At 34.5% G+C, this 1,982-nt stretch carries 2 protein-coding genes; both read right to left on the reverse strand.

Annotation, left to right across the window (positions count from 1 at the left end; all coding sequences use genetic code 11):
- Positions 1–59 precede the first annotated feature (59 nt).
- A complete protein-coding gene (locus F459_RS0121885; protein WP_020614771.1) occupies positions 60–857 on the reverse strand; it encodes an SDR family NAD(P)-dependent oxidoreductase in 798 nt (265 codons plus the stop codon).
- A gap of 77 nt (positions 858–934) precedes the next feature.
- Positions 935–1,783, reverse strand: a complete 849-nt coding sequence (locus tag F459_RS23455) for an AraC family transcriptional regulator (protein WP_020614772.1) — start codon at positions 1,781–1,783, stop codon at positions 935–937.
- Positions 1,784–1,982 lie beyond the last annotated feature (199 nt).

A 1,982-nucleotide genomic window follows, 5' to 3' on the forward strand; every position in this document is an offset into this window, starting at 1 on the left:
CTGGTAAAAACTATGAAGGACAATCCTCTACCGAAGGTAAAAAATCTTCACAAAATATTTCAAAGAGCGCGTAATCTATGTTGACATAAAGCGATATGGACCTGTCCAGTTTTCTTTTTTTTCTTAGGATCAGCATATAATGAAGCAATGACACGGCCAGTATACTGAGGTGATTCTGAATTACTTAAATTCAGAAATTCTGCCGCTTTCATTACTCTTTCAGTTCTAACAAGACCAGGATAAATGGAAACAACGGTTATATTATAATTCATTAGATCATGAGCCATGTCGGTAGTCAATTTATCGGTAGCTGCTTTAGCGACACCATAAGAAACATTACCACTAAACTTTTGTGCAGCCCAGTGAGAAATGTTGACTATAAGCCCCGTTTTCTGCTTAATCATGAGTTTAGCCGCATTTTGACTTGCTACATAGTGGGCGCGGACCCCTGCAGCAAACATCAAATCCCACTGTTCAATTGGCTGCTCCCAAAAAGGTTTTTCCCAAAGATATTCCCCCTGTGGGCTGAACATACTTTCATAACCACCCCAGACATTGTTTACCAGTATATCAATTTTCCCTTCATTTTGATAAATTTGGTTGAATACTTCTTTCACTTGATGGTCTTCTGTATGATCACAATACAATGAATAGGCTTTTCCATTTTCCTTTCTTATTTCTTCGACAGTTTCATCAATTGATCCTTCAATAATATTAGTTACGGAATCTTTCTGTCTGGTTCTACCAGTAATATATACTGTCACTCCTGCTTCTGCCAGTCCAAGAGCCACGCCTTTGCCTATACCCCTACTCGCTCCTGTTACCAATGCAACCTTGTCGTTTAGCGATTTCATCATTTTAATTCTCCTATAGTAATCTTATAGGTTAGATTATACAAATAGAAATTGAGGTATCTTGACTGATTGTGCTTTTTTCAATTTATAGGAATAAAAATATCAATTTCACTATTTTCGTCACGATCAAATCGCTTGTCAACTCTAATCATATCCATATTCATTGTTGGGATACAGTTTGTAAAAGGTAACCAGTAATAATATATCTGATCATATGTAAGACCTATCTTTTCGGGAGACCCTTTATGTGTAAATTGAGCATATTTTTCTGCTGGTATCTCAAGAGTGTTCATTTCTTTTGGAATTGTCATTAAAAGGCTTGATTCGTAACCTGCGTAGTAATCAAAAACTTCCTTATTACGCATATCAAGATCATGCAGACAAACACCAAAATAATAACAGCTGTTAATATTATAATGATTTCGAAGCTTCCAAAACTCTTGCCATAAGAGATCTACTGCATCAATATCATTTCCTTTATATTTGATACATGCAATTGTAAATGCTTTTTGTGTTACAATTTTAGGATTGGGAATTACTTTACCATTCGAAAGTTTTAAATCTAAAGAGCCTAATTTATCAAAATACCGAATATTAATATCTAATTTTTCTTTACGAAATTGTGAAGGCGTCATACCAGTATTTTTTTTAAATGTTCTAATAAATGATTCATGTGATTGGAAACCATAATCAAAGGCTATATCAATAACTTTCTTTTTCTTCTCATTCACTAAGTCGAAGGCAGCTCGCTTAACCCTTTGTTTCTCAATATACTCCATTGGATTTAAGCCAATCAAGGCTTTGAATATTCGATGGAAATGAAATCGTGATAAGCCCGCTTTGCTTGATAGAAGATCAACAGTAAGCTGTAAATCAATATTTTTTTCAATATACTCAAGTATGCTATTTATTTTTTCGCTATGTATCATAGTACTTGCTCCTATCCACTATTATAAGGTAAACGACTTGGTAATATAAGATATTTCTATTGGTTTTAATTTACTCCTAAACTGCAATTTTTCGTGCATTTAACGGGTAGTGTCAATAAACTTGCGCAAATTCTTTTTGCCTCAATCTGAAGAATTTACTTATGAGACCTGATCCTCCCGATCGTAATCAATCAGCAGG

Origin of the sequence: Sediminispirochaeta bajacaliforniensis DSM 16054 (assembly GCF_000378205.1) — a bacterium.
GTDB lineage: Bacteria > Spirochaetota > Spirochaetia > DSM-16054 > Sediminispirochaetaceae > Sediminispirochaeta > Sediminispirochaeta bajacaliforniensis.

What these genes read in the sequence shown, in the direction of transcription:
- F459_RS0121885 (WP_020614771.1), bottom strand. Translation starts at nt 857, where the DNA reads ATGATGAAATCGCTAAACGACAAGGTTGCATTGGTAACAGGAGCGAGT.
- F459_RS23455 (WP_020614772.1), bottom strand. Translation starts at nt 1,783, where the DNA reads ATGATACATAGCGAAAAAATAAATAGCATACTTGAGTATATTGAAAAA.